The organism is Ulvibacterium sp., assembly GCF_965248315.1.
GTDB lineage: Bacteria > Bacteroidota > Bacteroidia > Flavobacteriales > Flavobacteriaceae > Ulvibacterium.
The window spans coordinates 1645695-1661197 of record NZ_CBDFIX010000002.1 but is presented as its reverse complement, the minus strand read 5'-3'; the positions used below and the strand labels follow the sequence as shown (position 1 = coordinate 1661197).

Annotated in this window: 15 protein-coding genes and 1 pseudogene; 8 read left to right on the top strand and 8 right to left on the bottom strand. The window is 40.3% G+C overall.

Going from position 1 to position 15503, the window contains the following annotated elements; genetic code table 11:
- Positions 1–39 precede the first annotated feature (39 nt).
- Entirely contained in the window at positions 40–393 is a 354-nt protein-coding gene (locus ACP2AF_RS08685; protein ID WP_425235789.1) for a hypothetical protein, read from the bottom strand.
- 274 nt (positions 394–667) lie between these two features.
- Here ACP2AF_RS08685 and ACP2AF_RS08680 point away from each other — a divergent pair, with 274 nt between their 5' ends.
- The 3 genes from ACP2AF_RS08680 (at position 668) to ACP2AF_RS08670 (ending at position 3842) form a co-directional block, all read left to right on the top strand.
- Complete coding sequence (locus tag ACP2AF_RS08680; protein WP_425235788.1) at positions 668–2281, top strand: carboxypeptidase-like regulatory domain-containing protein; 1614 nt, start codon at positions 668–670, stop codon at positions 2279–2281.
- A 68-nt stretch (positions 2282–2349) separates the two neighbouring features.
- The gene (locus ACP2AF_RS08675) at positions 2350–3342 is read left to right on the top strand and encodes an alpha/beta fold hydrolase (RefSeq protein WP_425235787.1); all 993 of its coding nucleotides are present in this window, start codon (positions 2350–2352) and stop codon (positions 3340–3342) included.
- 77 nt (positions 3343–3419) lie between these two features.
- Entirely contained in the window at positions 3420–3842 is a 423-nt protein-coding gene (locus tag ACP2AF_RS08670; RefSeq protein WP_425235786.1) for an SRPBCC domain-containing protein, read from the top strand.
- Between the two features lie 50 nt (positions 3843–3892).
- Here ACP2AF_RS08670 and ACP2AF_RS08665 read toward each other — a convergent pair whose 3' ends face one another.
- The 3 genes from ACP2AF_RS08665 to ACP2AF_RS08655 all read right to left on the bottom strand — a co-directional run bounded on the left by ACP2AF_RS08665 (position 3893) and on the right by ACP2AF_RS08655 (position 6597).
- Complete coding sequence (locus ACP2AF_RS08665; protein ID WP_425235785.1) at positions 3893–4276, bottom strand: hypothetical protein; 384 nt, start codon at positions 4274–4276, stop codon at positions 3893–3895.
- A gap of 83 nt (positions 4277–4359) precedes the next feature.
- Positions 4360–5388, bottom strand: a complete 1029-nt coding sequence (galE, locus tag ACP2AF_RS08660; RefSeq protein ID WP_425235784.1) for a UDP-glucose 4-epimerase GalE — start codon at positions 5386–5388, stop codon at positions 4360–4362.
- A gap of 54 nt (positions 5389–5442) precedes the next feature.
- On the bottom strand, positions 5443–6597 hold the full coding sequence (locus ACP2AF_RS08655; RefSeq protein WP_425235783.1) for a DegT/DnrJ/EryC1/StrS family aminotransferase: 1155 nt from the start codon (positions 6595–6597) through the stop codon (positions 5443–5445).
- Positions 6598–6690: 93 nt separating this feature from the next.
- Here ACP2AF_RS08655 and ACP2AF_RS08650 point away from each other — a divergent pair, with 93 nt between their 5' ends.
- The 3 genes from ACP2AF_RS08650 to ACP2AF_RS08640 are packed head-to-tail and all read left to right on the top strand — an operon-like array spanning position 6691 to position 9601.
- Positions 6691–7926 carry a 3-deoxy-D-manno-octulosonic acid transferase gene (locus ACP2AF_RS08650; protein ID WP_425235782.1) on the top strand — a complete coding sequence of 412 codons (1236 nt, stop codon included), beginning with the start codon at positions 6691–6693 and terminating at the stop codon, positions 7924–7926.
- Between the two features lie 18 nt (positions 7927–7944).
- Positions 7945–8181: a hypothetical protein gene (locus tag ACP2AF_RS08645; RefSeq protein ID WP_425235781.1), complete on the top strand. Its 237-nt coding sequence runs from the start codon at positions 7945–7947 to the stop codon at positions 8179–8181.
- A 58-nt stretch (positions 8182–8239) separates the two neighbouring features.
- A complete protein-coding gene (locus tag ACP2AF_RS08640) occupies positions 8240–9601 on the top strand; it encodes a sugar porter family MFS transporter (protein WP_425235780.1) in 1362 nt (453 codons plus the stop codon).
- 394 nt (positions 9602–9995) lie between these two features.
- Here the strand turns inward: ACP2AF_RS08640 and ACP2AF_RS08635 are convergent, their stop codons facing one another.
- Positions 9996–10691: an ABC transporter ATP-binding protein gene (locus ACP2AF_RS08635; RefSeq protein ID WP_425235779.1), complete on the bottom strand. Its 696-nt coding sequence runs from the start codon at positions 10689–10691 to the stop codon at positions 9996–9998.
- Between the two features lie 323 nt (positions 10692–11014).
- Here ACP2AF_RS08635 and ACP2AF_RS08630 point away from each other — a divergent pair, with 323 nt between their 5' ends.
- A complete protein-coding gene (locus tag ACP2AF_RS08630) occupies positions 11015–12145 on the top strand; it encodes a hypothetical protein (protein WP_425235778.1) in 1131 nt (376 codons plus the stop codon).
- Positions 12146–12403: 258 nt separating this feature from the next.
- On the opposite strand, the gene ACP2AF_RS08625 is transcribed toward ACP2AF_RS08630, so the two are convergent.
- On the bottom strand, positions 12404–13345 hold the full coding sequence (locus ACP2AF_RS08625) for an NADP-dependent oxidoreductase (protein ID WP_425235777.1): 942 nt from the start codon (positions 13343–13345) through the stop codon (positions 12404–12406).
- A gap of 229 nt (positions 13346–13574) precedes the next feature.
- Between ACP2AF_RS08625 and ACP2AF_RS08620 the strand changes: the two are divergent.
- Positions 13575–13945 (top strand): annotated as a pseudogene (locus ACP2AF_RS08620) (winged helix-turn-helix transcriptional regulator).
- Positions 13946–14036: 91 nt separating this feature from the next.
- Here the strand turns inward: ACP2AF_RS08620 and ACP2AF_RS08615 are convergent.
- The gene (locus tag ACP2AF_RS08615) at positions 14037–14894 is read right to left on the bottom strand and encodes a universal stress protein (protein WP_425235776.1); all 858 of its coding nucleotides are present in this window, start codon (positions 14892–14894) and stop codon (positions 14037–14039) included.
- A gap of 214 nt (positions 14895–15108) precedes the next feature.
- Positions 15109–15474: a hypothetical protein gene (locus ACP2AF_RS08610; RefSeq protein ID WP_425235775.1), complete on the bottom strand. Its 366-nt coding sequence runs from the start codon at positions 15472–15474 to the stop codon at positions 15109–15111.
- Between the last annotated feature and the right edge of the window lie 29 nt (positions 15475–15503).

Genomic DNA, 15503 nt, shown 5'->3' with positions numbered 1-15503 from the left:
ACTAAGGTAAAGATGGGTTTTTAGCCGACACTTGACTTGCTAACCATACTTTGCCTTTAGCAACACCTTTTGTAACTCCCTTTTTAGGATGAGGAACGAGACCTGTTCCGCGACTTCTACCGCATCGGTCACCTGGATTTCCTTAAAAGCTTTTTCGGGTACGTCTACAATATACAATAGATTAAGATAGTCCGCAAATTTTTCAAGAATAAGAAAATAGACTTTTTCATGGAGTGTGGCCTGTAGGTCCGTAGGTTCAACATCCAGTGAAAAATCTACAGGAACATTGGCCAAACCAAAATCCTTTTCCAGTTGAGATACCAATTTATTATACAAACCCTGGTTTTCAGCACTTTGAAGGAGTTCGGTACTATTGGGGAAATTTATGACCATATCCTATGTACGAGTTTTTAAGGGGCTTTGGTTTTCACAGAGAGGCATAAGCCCTCGAAATAGATTAGTTCTTATAAAGTTTCACATAAACTCTCGATTAGTTGGAGCAAATTAAGTTCACCAATCCATATCGTTCCGCTATGGAATTTACAGAAAGGTTTACGTATTTTTATGAGAACGATAAATCTTATGGATTTTGCGCAACATAAAAAATGTATCAAAATCTACCCGTACGAAAGGGCAAGTTCTTGCGATCAAAAGCTTTCTAGAAAGATTGCGAACTCATTTGTTTTTTCTTTTGCTCTTTCTAGTATCCAATTCAGCATTATCTCAACAGCCTGAATATATCATTGGTAAGCTAACGGATTCCAAAACACAGGAGCCTATTGCCTTTGCCAGTATTCGAATAAAGGATAGAGCTTTAGGTATCATTTCAAATACGGATGGAAGTTTCAAAATTCCTTTAAAGTATAAAGCGTACGGAGATATTATCGAGATATCCTCTATGGGATATCGGTCAAAAGAAATCTTGATTGAAGACTTTTCGGTCCATGAGTTGAATGATGTGAGACTGCAACCGGCGACATTGGCATTGGAGGAAGCCGTAATAACCGCCAAAAAGAAAAAGGAAAAGAAGCTCACGGCGAAACAGATAGTACGTAAGGCCCTAAGGTCGATACCTGAAAATTATCCGGTAGAACCTTTTTCCACAGTAGGTTATTATCGTGATTACCAATTAGACAGTTTGGGATATGTAAATCTCAATGAAGCCATATTAGAAGTATTTGATGAAGGCTTTGATGCCATCGATTCCGTCACAACCAAAGTCAAGATTTTCAACTATCTAGAAAATACTGATTTTAAACGGGATACCCTGGCGTTGCAATCGTATGATTATCGATTCAAAGAAGGTCGCAAGGTTATCGACAAAGCTTTTTTAGCGTCCTATGGTGGCAACGAATTTACCATTTTAAGGGTTCATGATGCTTTGCGCAACTATAAAATCAGTTCTTATTCTTTCGTACATCGCCTTAAATCGGATTTGCTCTCCGAACACCGGTTCAAAAAAGAGTCAGATACTTATTTGGATGACGAACCCCTTTATACTGTTAAGTTCGAGAAACTACTTTTGGACTATAGTGCGTATGGTACAATGTACATTTCAAAAAGGGATTTCGCTATCCATAAGATGGAATATACCTTATATGACCGCACAAAAAAGTTGCCAAATGGAGCTACCAACAAGCATAAAACAAACAACCAATTGATTTTTGAGATTATCACGGAGTATCATCCTGAAAATGACAGGATGTACCTCAGTTATATCTCTTTTCATAATACATTTCAAATATGGTATCCCCCTAAGTTCGTGTTGGAACATACAACGATAGACCCTAATCTGCAGTGTTTTGTAATGTCCTTTAATCGAGCACCCAAGGTACGGGATGCTTTGAACGAGGATAACTATTTCTTGAAATACAAGGGCGAAAAAATAGATTTTACAAAAGTTGTACTTGATAATAGTGATGAAAATAGAAAAACAGTGCTGCTATACCCCAAGATGTACCCCGCTAAGTTTATGTCCATGACTATGGCGGCCAGTAAAAAATCTGTCGACTCATTATTGTTAAGCGTGAAAGTATCCAATATAAGGGATGTGGATGGCAATTTGATCAACGAATGGACTTCCAAAGACTACAATCAATTTCGGGAGTTCTTTGTACAGGAAGTAAAACCTAATGCGAAAAATCCAATGGATGGTTTATTCATGGAAAAACGAAGGCATATTTTCAAAGACCAAACCATTACAAAACCTGATAATTTTGACGACTATTGGATGAATACGCCTCTTCAAAATATAAAAAGCCAAAGGCCGTCCGAGGAATAATTAATTAAAAGGATTTATACTGTAACAAACTTCTTAAAATAGTATCTCTAAAGTGAAAACTTTAGAAAATGAAATTTATGCATAGTACCAAACCTCAGAGCATAGTTATAATCTTGGTGATTGGTTTAATGTTTTTCGTAAAAGGGAATGCTCAAAAAGAATCGGACGAACAAACAATAAACCAATGGTTTCTATCTACCGGCGACTGGGATAATGACCCACAAATCTATGTGAGGGAAATTGGAACCGGGACCAAACCGATAATCATGCTTCACGGAGGCTGGGGTGCCGAACATAGTGGGCTAGTGCAAGCAATAACAGAGCTTCAGAATGAATTTAGGTTTATCTTTTACGAACAAAGAGGTTCATTAAGATCGCCATTTCCAGACTCCCTGATTTCATTTAATCAGCACATTAATGATTTAGAACTACTCCGAAAGGAGTTAAATCTTGAAAAGATGACAGTTGTCGGACATTCAATGGGCGCAGTTTTGGCTTCGGCGTATGCTTCAAAATATCCAAAACATATCAAAAAGCTTATATTGGTTAGCCCGGCACATCTTAAGGAACCGTTTCCAGAAGCGGATAAAGACATTCAGCATAAACAATTCTTGGCAAATAAAGAATTTCAAAACAGGGCTGAAGTAAGACAAGAACTGGAAAAATATGGCTTAACGAGAGCGGATTCCCTTCTAAATTCAAGGGAAAAAACCATAAAATCAAGAATCAACTTTGGAAAGTTGATGCTATATGATATTTCAAAGTGGACTGAACTAAGTAATGGAAAGGGCTTATATAAAGGCAAAGTTTATGATTTAACGGCTAATACTTACCCTGAAAATGGTTGGAACTACTTTACAACATTCAAAAAGCAAACATACCCTATTGGTATAATTATCGGAGATCACGATTGGCTGGATTTTGGAAATGGGCTCTATGAAAAGTGGACCAAAGAAGTCCCAAGAATCAAAATGACAAGCATAAAAAATGCTGGACACATGCCATGGATCGATCAGTCAAAAGAGTTCACCGAAACATTAAGAAAGCATTTGAATCAATAAACCATTATCAGTAATACAAAACCGTAACTGATGTTTGTACCAGACCACTACGGTCCTTTTAAAATCTCAGCGGTACAATGAAAACAATTACCTGGAAAATACATTTAAAATCCAATCCAAATGAAGTCTTTGATTTGCTCGTTACTTCCGAGGGAAGGTCAAAATTCTGGTCGGAAAAAGCAACGGAAGAGGATGATATAATTCATTTCTTATTTCCCAATGGCCAAACCTATGACGGTCGAATTCTAAAAAACGTCCACAACAAAGAATTCCATTTGGACTATTTCGACAGCGTGGTAAAATTTCAATTGGAGCAGGCCGAAAATGATGGAACAGACCTTACCCTGATTAATGAAAATGTGACCGAAAGTGATTTCTTGGAGGTACAGGTCGGATGGATATCCGTGCTGATGAACCTTAAAGCGGTAGCCGACTTCCAATGTGATTTAAGAAACCGCCATTCGAAAAGAACATGGGATCAAGGCTATGTGGATAATTAACAAAAACGCAAACAATTGCGGCCCTTGTCCTTTGCAATTACCAAAATAATCTATCGCAGTAATCGATAAAAAATGTAGGGTGCTATGGTAATCCAAATGAGTACAATTATCCAGACTCGACCCCTTAAAATATTATAATCTTGGAGCAGCTTACTCCAAGGATGACCAGCGATGTAATGTCCGAATAGAAATTCGAACAGGACCGTAAGAACTAACCAAAGTAGGCCAATAAAAATGGCTTGTTCGGCGGACTCCGGTTTCCAGTTTCGAATCACTATCCAAATATAGATTCCAAATAATATGACCAATGTACCTGTAGAAGCTTGATGGGCACCTAGTTCCTTTAGTCGCCCGGCAAGGAATTTTTCCCGGAATATTCCATTGGCAATAGCAATGAAAATCATGGGTACCCAAGCAATGACATATTTCCACATAATTGATGTTCTTAGGTTGCGAGGTACAAAACGTTCCCTATGGTTTGTTACAGGTGATTTACTGGACAAAGAATCCTCCTGGATCACTCAACCACTCCTAATCTAACCTTTTGTTCCCAGTCCCAAGCGGACTTCATGGCCTCATCCAAGGTATATTTTGCTCTCCAACCTAAAACTTCATTGGCCCTGGTAGTATCTGCATAGGCAGAGGTAACATCTCCAGCGCGTCTACCCACAATTTGGTAATTCAGTTTTTTGCCGGACACCCGTTCAAAACTTTGAATGACCTGTAGTACCGTACTTCCCTTTCCCGTACCTACATTAAAAACCTCGTAATTATCCCTATTTTTCCCTTCCAGTAATCGCTGCAAGGCTACTACATGGGCCTTGGCCAGATCTACCACATAGATATAATCCCGCACGCAGGTACCATCCTCGGTAGGATAGTCGTCCCCGAACACGGAAAGTTGTTCCCTAAGCCCTACCCCTGTTTGCGTAATAAATGGGACCAGATTCTGGGGTACGCCAATGGGCAGTTCCCCGATCTCCGTACTGGGATGGGCTCCCATAGGGTTGAAATAGCGTAGGGAAATGGCCTGTAAATTTGGGGTCACTTTGCAGGTATCCCGAATGATTTCCTCTCCTATCTGTTTGGTATTGCCATAGGGTGATTCCGCGGGTTTTACCGGAGCGTTTTCAGTAATGGGCATTTTGTCCGCCTGGCCATATACCGTACACGAAGAACTAAAAATAAAGCTCGATTTCCCTTTTCGGGAAAGTTCTTGCAACAGATATACCAAGGTACCCAGGTTATTCTCATAATAGAGCAAAGGTTTCTCCACACTTTCGCCTACTGCTTTGGAAGCTGCAAAATGGATAACCCCTTCTATATCCTGATGACGACTGAAAAAGTCCTGCACCCTTTCCTTTTCTCGTAAATCCAGTTTTTCAAAAATCGGCACCTTTCCGGTAATTGAAATAATACCTTGAAGCACTTTTTCATCCGCATTGGAACAATCATCGATAATGACCACTTCAAAACCTTCATTTTGAAGTTCCACCACAGTGTGGGAACCTATAAATCCTAGACCTCCAGTTACTAGTATTTTCATAAACTATATTGTTTAAGGTTGAAGTTTGTCGATCGTATTATGGAGTGTATGAAATCAATTATTAACAAATTGTAGGACAGTATCCGTAATATGGGCTATTTGCTCGTCATCCAATTCCGTATGCATAGGCAGGGAAATTACTTCCTGGACCAATTGATTGGTTACCGGAAAATCTGCCTCCTTATAGCGTTCATCGGTATAGGCCTTTTGCCGATGAAGGGGAATTGGATAATATACACCACAAGGAACTCCATTTTCGCTTAGATATTGTACTAATGCATCCCTTTTTCCATTGGTAATCCGTAACGTATATTGATGGAATACATGACAATCACAGGTGTCGCAAATACCCTCACAACGGTTAACCGTTTTTGGCACGATGATATGTTCTTGATTTTCAAAAGCCTTGGTATACTTTCTGGCCGCGACCCTACGCGCGTCGCAATAACTATCCAATTTGGGCAGTTTGGCCCTAAGTACGGCAGCTTGAATGGAATCCAGACGGGAATTGACGCCTACCACATCGTGATGATAACGCTCATACATCCCATGGTTGACCATTCCCCTAAGGGTATGTGCTAAGTCATCGCTATTGGTAAAAATAGCACCTCCATCTCCATAAGCTCCCAAATTTTTGGAAGGGAAAAAAGAGGTACAACCTACATGGCCTATGGTTCCAGCCTTTTGCTTTGTTCCATTGGGAAAGGTATAATCCGCCCCTATGGCCTGGGCATTGTCTTCTATGATATACAGCTTATGCTTTTCAGCCAGTTTTAGCAGGGTATCCATATCGGCACATTGTCCAAAAAGGTGTACGGGAACAATGGCCTTCGTCTTTGGAGTAATGGCTCTTTCTATGGCAGCAATGTCGATATTAAAAGAATCAGGTTCCACATCCACTAAAACAGGGGTCAGCTGCAACAAAGCGATTACCTCCACGGTCGCCGCAAAAGTGAAATCCGCCGTAATAACCTCGTCCCCGGGCTGCAATCCTAGGCCCATCATCGCAATTTGGAGGGCATCGGTACCGTTGGCGCATGGGATAACATGTTTTACGCCGAGATAGTCCTCCAACTCTTTTTGAAAAGCATGGACCTCGGGACCGTTGATGAAAGTCGAATTTTCTAAAATTTGGGCAATGGAACTATTGATCTGTTCCTTGATGGGCTGGTACTGACCGCCCAGGTCTACCATTTGAATCTTTCGCATGGAAACGGTTTGAAAATGTAAAGGTACAAAAATAGGCAAGGTAGGATATGCATTTATGGAAAGAACCGTAATTTAGCCGCAAACGATTGCCTAGTGTACCTTCTCTATACTTTTGTTGTCCATATTGCTTGGTTTTTTCTAAGGTTGACGGCAATCTTTCATCCCAAGATCAAACTTTTCGTAGAAGGCAGGAAACGAACTTTTGATATTCTGGAAAAGTCGATTTCAAAACAGGACAATATTATTTGGATGCATGTGGCCTCTTTGGGCGAATTTGAGCAGGGATTGCCCATACTAAAACAATTGAAATTGGAATATCCCGATTTTAAACTATTGGTGACTTTTTTTTCACCCTCCGGTTACGAAGTAAAGAAGAACACTAATGCTGCGGATATCGTCACCTATCTCCCCATGGACACCCGAAAAAATGCGAAACGTTTTTTGGAAACCGTTAATCCGCAATTGGTGTTGTTCGTGAAGTATGAAATCTGGCCGAATTATTTGAAAATGCTGGCGAAGAAAGAAATCCCCACGCTTTTGATTTCGGCAATATTCAAAAAGGAAAAGATTTATTTCAAGACTTATGGAGGGTTCATGCGAAAAGCACTAAATACGTTCACCCATTTCTTTGTCCAGGATGCACATTCAAAAAGCCTTTTGGAGTCCCTTAGTTTCAATAATGTTACGGTAAGTGGGGATACCCGATTCGATAGGGTATCGGAAATTTTGAAACAAGACAATCATCTATCCTTTATGGAAGATTTTAAGGGAACCGATATCTGTTTTATTGGTGGGAGCACTTGGCCCGAAGACGAGGAAATTATAATAGAATTCATCAACACCGGGCAAAAACCGATGAAGTACGTTCTGGCCCCGCATAACATAAAGGAAAACCATATCAACAACTTAAAAAAGTCTATCCAAAAGAAAGTTGTATTGTATTCGGAAACAGCGGGTAAGGACCTTTCCGGTTTTGAGGTGCTAATTGTAGATACGGTAGGCCTATTGACCAAAATTTATAGCTACGCTGATGTTGCCTATGTAGGTGGTGGTTTTGCCACCGGTCTTCATAACACCCTGGAACCGGCAGTATTCGGTATACCCGTAATCATAGGCCCACAATATGAAGGTTTTAATGAGGCCGAAGAATTGGTGGATAGCGGCGGAATATTGGTCGTCAAAAATTCCCAGGAGTTTTCCAATAAACTTAATAGCCTCCTGAAGGACAAGTACTATCTACAAAATACAGGGCAAATCAATGCTACATATGTCGCCGAAAAAAAAGGCGCAGGCATCCAAATAATGCATTATATCCGTACATTACTTTGAATCCCGTTATGTTGACACATGAAGTTTTCCCAAATTTTTACGCTCTTGGTCATATCCTGTATGGTCTTGCTTTCTTGTGGGGAGAACCTTGGGGAAAGAAGGAAGTTACATCCCAATGAGCAAACAGCACCGGCCATCGAAAAACCGGATTTCCAAAAACCCGCGCCCAAAAAGATTCCCGATAGTCTACTCAAAAAAAAGAAAAAGCCCAATGCTTTGGACACGCTAAAACCGAGTGTCGCCACATTGGATTGACGTGTACAGACGGTTTGGTTTTTTTTGTTAGCTTTACCGAAATCGACAAACCGAACCTATGAATTCCAAGCTTTTTCGAATTTCGCTGACTGCGGCACTATCCGGATTTTTATTTGGTTTTGATACCGTAGTAATCAGCGGGGCAAACCTTCCTATAAAAGAACTTTGGAATACCTCGCCATGGTTCCATGGTACTTTCATAATGTCCATGGCGCTGTGGGGTACGGTTATCGGATCATTGTTTGGGGGTATTCCCTGTGATCGTTTTGGTAGAAAGAAAACCCTATTCTGGATCGGGATCCTTTACGCTGCTTCAGCATTAGGGTCGGCCATAGCCCCGGACCCCTATACTTTCTCCTTTTTTCGATTTATCGGGGGGCTTGGGGTAGGTGCCTCTTCCGTAGCCGCTCCTATCTATATTTCGGAAATTTCGTCTCCTGAAAATCGGGGGAAACTTGGGGCGTTATATCAATTCAATCTTGTACTGGGAATACTTATTGCCTTTATTTCCAATTACCTTTTGCAAGGCTTTGGAGGCTCCAATGATTGGCGTTGGATGTTGGGCGTAGAAGCCGTTCCCGCCATTCTTTATACGATAATGGTCATTAGCATTCCTAATAGCCCACGATGGTTGGCCATTACAAAACAGGATGATGAGGGTGCGTTAAAGACCTTGAAAGTGTTATTCAACGAAAGTGAGGCTTTGGCAAAACTGAAGGAAATTAAAGAAAGTATCTCCGTTGCCCGAACAGGGGAAAAATTGTTTTCAAAACGGTATAAGACCCCTTTGATCCTTGCCTTTCTGATTGCTTTTTTCAATCAATTGTCGGGTATCAACTTTGTGCTGTACTATGCCCCGGAAATCTTGGAAAGGGCCGGTCTTGCGGCACAGGAATCGCTTTTCAGTTCTATTTCCATCGGAATCGTAAATCTGATATTTACTTTTGTAGGGGTTTGGTTGATCGATAGATTGGGCAGGAAACAGTTGATGAAAATTGGTTCCATAGGCTACATTGTAAGCCTTGCCATGGTAGGATGGTGCTTTTATAGTGGAGCCAGTTCTACATTGCTATTGACTTTTGTACTCATTTTCATCGCTTCTCATGCAGTAGGCCAAGGGGCCGTTATCTGGGTCTTTATTTCAGAAATTTTTCCCAATAAGGTAAGGGCTTTTGGTCAATCCTGGGGAACAGGAACCCACTGGGTATTTGCGGCACTCATCACTTTGGTAACCCCCATTTTTCTAGATGCCGAAAAAGGGATCTTTAAGGACAATCCATGGCCTATATTTATTTTCTTCTCTGGAATGATGGTCCTACAATTGATTTTTGTACTCTTCATGATGCCAGAGACCAAAGGGGTTTCCCTTGAGGAATTGAGCTCAAAACTGAGCGGAGGCAAAAACGGCAATGAACAATAGGGCCTATAAACCCTTTACCGATCAAACAAACCGTATACCGAAGGAATATACCAAAGGCAGCGCAATTGGTCGAAATACCCTTCTAAATCCTTGGTTTTTAGTCAATTATTCTATACATTGTAATAAACAAACTAATCATGGAAGAGGAAATCACTTTTGGTGCTAGGGTCTTGAACGGCTTCCTCAGTGTGATGGTGGTAGTTTTGGTTGCCATCCTCTTAGCTGTAGTTGTCTGCTTAATTCTAGCAGCCCTTGGATTCTTTTAGACCAAGGAGTTCAATTTCCCCAAATTAAGACTTCCCTATGAATTGTTTATGTATTGATTTTGACAAAAGCCAAAAAGCCCTTCAATTTGAAGGGCTTTTTCTTTTATATTCCAATTATCTTATTTCGTTTATACCAATGCCCCTATGGCCCTATTCTGATTTTCGGCTACGATTTGCCCATCGAATAAATTGATGACCCTATGCGCGTAATGCGAGTCGCGATCCGAGTGGGTCACCATCACTATGGTTGTATCCTCTTGGTTCAATTCGGTCAAAAGGTTCATAACTTCAATTCCATTCTTGGAATCCAAGTTACCTGTGGGTTCATCCGCAAGTATCAATTTCGGATTGGTCACCACCGCCCTAGAAATAGCCACCCGCTGTTGCTGCCCCCCGGATAATTGATGTGGAAAATGTTTTTCACGATGACCTATTTTCATTCGCTCCAGGACGTTCATCACTTTTTCCCGACGTTCCGCTTTCTTCATTTTTAAATAAATAAGTGGAAGTTCCACATTTTCGAAAACCGTAAGTTCATCGATAAGGTTAAAGCTTTGAAAAACAAAGCCCAGGTTGCCCTTACGTAATTCCGTGCGCTGGCGTTCCTTCAGCCCACTTACTTCATGACCGGCAAATTGATAACTACCCTCTGTAGGGTTGTCCAACATACCAATAATGTTAAGCAGTGTTGATTTTCCACAACCGGAAGGTCCCATAATGGCGGCGAACTCGCCATCTTCAATTTTCATGTTTACATTGTTTAGAGCCAAGGTCTCTACCTCCTCGGTTCTAAAGCTCTTTCTTAGATTTTGGATCTGTATCATTTTTTGATTGATTGATGTTATAGAACTGCTGTTCTATAAGTAAAGACTTCGTTTTTTCGATTTAGTGACAGTTTTATTCAATTTTTTTTCTTTTCACCTATGTCACTTTTCCTTCTTACACAATTTTTCGGTCATCATACAGGCAAAAAATCCCTATAACGCTTACTACGATTTAGGATTTGAAGAACCAGAAATGTTACTTGGGCGAATAAGACTTTTTATTCGTTTGAGAACCGTATTGGGGACACTAAAAGCCTTACCCCAACAAAATAAGCATCTCTTCCATACGTTATAATCTTACCTGAATCTATAAATGAACACTTATGAAAAGTACTTCTTTGAGCCTTACAGAGAGTTTGGCAAAAATCTTTTTTCCCATTTTCCTATTTTCTATGGCATTGTTAATTAGTGCTTGTAGCACGGACAATGAAGATATCGATAATTCAGAAATTTCGGATGACACAGAAATTAACGATGGTACTGACAATGATGTTGATGAAAATCCGGATACTTCGGGGGCCATTGTGTTTGAAGAAAATTTTGTCCTGGAGGATAATCGAAGACTGGTAAATTTTGTTTTGTCGAACAGCGAGTACAACAAGTTTTTGGAAGGCGAAGGGGATGTAAAAATGGTATCCCAAAAAGTATATGAGTATTTTCATGATGATCTCGATTTTATATTTATACTATCTGTAGAAGAGCAACAGCCGGATGGCCTATATTATGGCAGGTCCTACAAGGTTAAAAATGACGTTCAGGGTCTTGGCATGTCCCTCTATGAGGGTACGGCAGAATATGGTTCTCTTGGTACACTGAAAAGTGTAATTCATATGCCTCGGACGGAGTATATCGTAAACGGTCCATTTCTACATGAAATTGCCCATTATTGGAGCAACCACAATTTTATTCCGACCACCATTGGGGGGCATTGGGGATATTCCAGTGCCGGTGGGCAATTGGGCGGTTTTGATGAACTCATTGATCTGGGCAATAATACCTATCAGGGTAAACTAAATGGCAAGGACGGATTTGGCCCAAATGCCAATGGGGGCAATTCTGTTCCCTACAGCAATATAGAACTGTATGCCATGGGCCTAATAAGTTCAGAGGAATTAGAGTCAATCCAGGTAGCTGAAAATCCTGAAAGAGGAAGTACATTCGGACAATTCACAGCTGATGCCATTACGACCTTAACCAATGCCGATCTTATCGCTCAACATGGGGAACGTATCCCGTCCGTTCAAAATTCACAGAAATCATTTAAGGCCCTAGCCGTAATAATCTCTCCTACGAAAATCAGTGAAGATGAGATTGATACTATCAGCCGGCACTTGGAAAACTTCGCCAGGCAGGGAACGCCGGATGGATATTGGGGCAATACCTATAACTTCTGGATGGCAACCGGAGAAAGAGCATCACTTGATATCCAAGTCCTAGATGAAGACTTAAAATAAATATTAGTCTGGAAACCTGTAACGGAAAACAAAACTCAATTAAACAGACTTAATGAATTTGTCTATCTATTGATATTTCTATGTCTTAAAAAGGAAGCGTTCTTTAGAACATCCATTCTTTGGTATTCCGTTATTTATTTCGACCAACCGTTTTTATTTAACTAATCATATCCCCAATTTTAAAGCATCTGATATATCAAATTTTCAAAGTTAATACGGCTTTGGCTTTCTTTCTATTGATGCCATGAGCATGTCCATTTATAGGGTAACCACTACTTTCCCCACGGTCCTGCCACTTTCCAGCTGTTGATGCGCCTCCGCCATACGGTCAAAGGGAAAAGTTTTGGAAACATGTGGTTTAATCGCTCCATTTGCCAATAGGCCTTTAAGCGTATTCATGTCATTTCCATTGGACTGTACCAAAAGATTTGAAACATGGACATTGCGTTCTTTGGCCAAATTCATGATTTCCTCGGAAAATTCCGGGGTTGGTATGGAAACGATGGAGCCTCCTGCCCTTACTACTTTGACCGAGTTTAGCAAGATATCCCCATTGAACATATCAAAAACAAAATCTATATCCCTAACAACATTTTCAAAGGCCTGTGCTCTATAGTCTATATGTTCATCCGCACCCAAAGCCCTGACAAAATCCCTATTCTTGGCCGAGCTGGTCGTAATCACATAAGCGCCCAACCATTTGGCAATTTGGATCGCAAAATGACCAACGCCTCCCGATCCGGCATGTATAAGTACCCTGTCATCTTTTTGAACCCTGCCCTGTAAAACCTGTAGGGCGGTCAATGCCGCCAACGTCGTTGCCGCCGCATCTTCAAAAGATAGGTTCTTGGGCATTTTTGCGATATGGTCTTCCGGGGCAGTTACAATCTCGGCATAGGCATTTCCTCTTCCGGGAAAATTTAGCATCCCAAAAACTTGATCGCCTACTTTATATTGGGAAATATTGTTACCCGTAGCCACCACTTTTCCTGCTACGTCCCAACCTAGGATTATAGGGGCCTGCCCACCACATATCTTTTGGAGTACAGCTTCGTTGGCACGTACTTTATAATCGACCGGATTAATACCGATGGCTTTTACTTCAATCAAAACTTCATTTTCCTTGGCCATAGGGCTTTCAATATCCTTGGTTACTAGGTTTTCAACTTCTCCTGTTTCTTCCAATACTATGGCCTTCATAATCTTTTGTGTTATCTGTTATGGCTTAACTATAAAAAGTATAGCTCCAAAATTAATTCGAGTTTTCATATCTGGCAATAACGGTCAAAAATGATAGTGGCTAAAAAAGAGATAATTATGATTTATATATCTGATAATCATAGTATAAAAAATAAAAAAATACTATAAAAAGTATAGTTGCATAAGTGAATATAGTATCCTAGTTTTAACCTCCGCAATTTGGACACCTATGGCAAAACAACATGAAAGACGACTGATAAAATACAATGACAAATTGTTTTCCTGTACCACCAGCATTGCTATGGAATTTATCGGAGGGAAGTGGAAAAGCGTAATATTGGTTTATCTTATCGACGGAAAGAAACGGTATAGCGAATTGCGAAAATTAATTTCTACCATTACAGAACGTACGTTGAGTTTGAGCTTAAACAACTGGAAAAAGATGGCTTGATCTCCCGGAAAGTCCATACAAAAAAACCGCCACTAAAAGTGGAATATGCGCTTACCCCGTTCGGTGAAAGTTTGGTCCCGATTTTGACATCCATAGCCGAATGGGGCATGACCGTGGTCCAAGAAAAGGGAACATTTATTAAGGAATGAATTTAGTAGTATTAAATCGGTCAATTAAACTCGTTTCCATATGCTTTGCCAACTCCGAACTCAGAAAATACTGCACTAAAATTGGAAAAAGTTATTGTGTGTTCCCTTTTTTGCTCCAATGGGGTATTACCATAAAGGGAATGGTAATAGTAAAACCGATCTTCCGTACAATGGACTTCATAAAAAGACGCTCCAAAAAAGTATGCTTGTTTTGTATCATAATTAAAAAATCCATAGGGTTCCTAGCTTGAAATTCATAGATCCCTTGGATGGTGCTACCATTGGAAATATCATAGAATAAGGAATTCCCTTTTACTATTTTTTGCAGTTTCAATTTGTTCGCCACTTGTTGTTCACTAAGATCGGAACTTGCTCCTATATGCAGTATATTAATTATTGAGCTGTATTCGTTGGCAATATTTAGCAGTTCTGCGAGCTGTTCTCTTCGGTAATCAATTTCATAATCGGTCGGAAACAGTACATTCCCAGGAATCTTAAAAACAGAATTGGATGGAACCGCAATTACCGGACATTCTATTTTTTTGATGACATCTACCGTATTGGTACCAAAGAGGACTTCTTTTGCCCCCGTAGCTCCCTTTGTTCCCATAATGACCAAGTCTATCTCTTCCTTTTCAATCATAGTTCCAATTTCACCCACAAGAAAGCCCAATGTAGAGTGCGGGACAAATAGGTGTTTGGGGTTTTTAAATTTCTTTAAAATCCGTTCTTGTAGTTCATTCAATTGCCGTAGTGAATCTATTTGGTTTGCATCGTCCAAAGGCATTTTCCGATTGTCATAGAACTCCCTTTCTTCATAGTAAATGGACGGAGAGAACACGTGTAGCAGATAAAAAGAGCACTCCTCTTCCTTAAAAAGATTTAAGGCGTAATCGATGGCATTGTAAGCGTTTTCGGAAAAATCCGTGGGCAATAGTATTCTTTTCACGACAGTTTGTGTTTTTATGGGTTGTTAAGCCACCAAAATAAATCGGAAAACACTTTTAGGAAATGACTATGGTCAGCTTCTTATTTTTAGGACTATCAAAGCAGATTACTATAATGGGTAGACTTGATTATGCATTCGTTACCTATATTACTTCCTATATTTTGCCCCATATTGAACCGGTTCAGTCAGATTTTTAAACCCTCCAACTCCGGTTCTATTTCCATTCCCCGTCATTCTTCGGCTTGAGAAGATGTTCTTCTAAGGTAGATTCCATATCCAAGATAAACAGGGTTCCTTTAATAAGGTCTTCCAATAAAAAAAGGATACGTTCGTCCACCTTAAGGTGGATATCCATTAGAGGATTGGTGCACCATATTTTGTTGCAACGATCTCCACCACATTCTGGGCATGTACATGATGACCCATGGGATTTAAGAACAATTTTGAGCAGGTGGTCCAAGTCCGAACGGGACATAAAGAGGCCGGCGGTGTCAATGATCAGCTGAATCTCACAGGAGGGGTTGGGGCTATGAAAAATTCTGTAAGTTGCACCGTAATCATTTTGGTAGAGTAGTTCCATATTTTTAGTCCGTTTGTAATGGCTTCCAA